This window comes from Bradyrhizobium jicamae (assembly GCF_018130215.1).
GTDB classification, from domain to species: Bacteria; Pseudomonadota; Alphaproteobacteria; order Rhizobiales; family Xanthobacteraceae; genus Bradyrhizobium; species Bradyrhizobium jicamae_A.
Genome location: NZ_JAFCKQ010000116.1, coordinates 1 through 1,765 on the forward strand (window position 1 = coordinate 1; position 1,765 = coordinate 1,765).

General features: G+C 56.3%; 3 protein-coding genes. All 3 read right to left on the reverse strand.

Annotated features, from left to right (window positions below; genetic code table 11):
- Positions 1-686: response regulator (locus JQ586_RS40175; RefSeq protein ID WP_212400146.1), on the reverse strand; the 686-nt coding region annotated here is incomplete at its 3' end.
- Positions 683-1,057, reverse strand: a complete 375-nt coding sequence (locus JQ586_RS40180) for a response regulator (protein WP_212400147.1) — start codon at positions 1,055-1,057, stop codon at positions 683-685. The genes JQ586_RS40180 and JQ586_RS40175, both read right to left, overlap by 4 nt.
- The coding region (locus JQ586_RS40185) for a sensor histidine kinase (protein ID WP_249148694.1) at positions 1,054-1,765 on the reverse strand (712 nt) is incomplete at its 5' end. The genes JQ586_RS40185 and JQ586_RS40180, both read right to left, overlap by 4 nt.

Sequence of the window (1,765 nt, forward strand, 5' to 3'; positions counted from 1 at the left end):
ACTTGAACGGCATCCCCGATCACCTTGGCGACCGTCCCCTCGTGGGCGAACACCACATCGGTCATGCCGCCAACATATTCGTTGAGAAGTTCGCTCAGCACGTCCGGCTGCGCGGCTTCGACCAGTGACGTGAATCCGGTGATATCCGTGAAAATAACCGCCACGTCGCGCCAATGTACTTCCATTCCGTCACTTTCCGCATTTGCCGAAGCAAGCCGGCTCGCGATCTGAGGTGAAAAGTAACGCGAGAGCGATGCATGCGCGCGCTCCGCTTCTGCCTGACGGCGACGAGCCTCGCGCAGACGCTCGATATGGCGAATGGTCTTGTCAATGGTGATCTCGAGATCGGAGAAATTGATTGGTTTGGTCAGGAAGTCGAAGGCCCCGCGATTCATCGCCGTGCGGATATTGTTCATGTCACCATAGGCTGAGACTATGATGGTCGATTTTGTCGTATCCGCTTCCTGGAGCTTCTCGAGTAGCGACAGCCCGTCCATTCGCGGCATATTGATATCGGCGACGATCAAGTCGATATGCGGATGAGCCTCGATTGACCGAAGCGCCTCGATACCGTCATGGGCAAACATGAAAGCGACGGCGCGTTCGCGGATACGCTTGTGGAACTTCTGCAGGACAAGCTCATGCAGATCGGGCTCGTCGTCGACTACAAGTATGGTCACAGTCATGGCGCTTGCACGAGCCTCAAATCGATTTCCTGACGCAGCTGCCCGAAGTCGGTCGGCTTGGTCAAGCCGACCGCACCACTCTCGAACACCTTCCTGCGCGTGTTTGCGTCTTTGATCATAACCCCAAGAACGCCCAGCCACTTCCCCCGAACCTGCGACAGCTTTTCGAGGCCGCTTGTGCCAGGCATGTTGAGGTTCGACAAAATCAGGTTCAGCGAGGGGCCGCGCACCTCCGCGTCCCGCTCGCGCGCTAGGGGTGTCGAACGCGCGAGATCTATTTGAAGACGTCCGGCACGGAGATCACGCCAACACTGCCCGCAAAACAGATCCTCGACATCGGGCTCGTCAGTAACCAAAATATGAACGCTCAATTCGTCCCTCCGGCAGCTGCCTGGGCAACGAGATTACGCGGCAACTCAATGGTGAACTCGGTAAACACATTAGCTTCAGTCTCGACGGTGAGCTTACCGCCGTGCTGTCTTACGATGATGTCGTAACTGATCGAAAGGCCCAGGCCGGTGCCCTCTCCCGCCGGCTTGGTGGTGAAGAACGGGTTGAAGATTTTGTCTTTGACATTTGGCGGGATACCGATGCCGTTGTCGCGAATGCGGATTTCCACGCGATCGCCGAGATTTCTTGTACTTACCACCAGGAGTGGCTCAAAACTCCCCTCATCAGTTTCCTTCCGCTTGGTCGCCGCATAGAAACCATTCGAGATCACGTTCAAGAATACCCGCGTGATTTCCTGCGGATAGAGATCGATCATTCCTGCAGCCGGGTCGAAATCGCGCGCGAGGGCAATATTGAAAGCTGGTCTTTCGGCCCGTGCGCCGTGATATGCCAGGTTCAAGCTTTGCTCGACGATCGCGTTGATGTCTGCAGGGCGATGCTCGCCGCTTCCCTCCCTCGAATGCAGCAGCATATTGTTGACAATGGAGTCAGCGCGCTTGCCATGCTGGACGACCTTCTCAAGATTACCCTTGAGCATCCGCGTGAGTTCGCCGATTTCGTCACGGACCTTATCGTCGACCGCCGCTGATTTAAGCGCGTCGTTCAACTCATCAATCAAATCGGCCGAT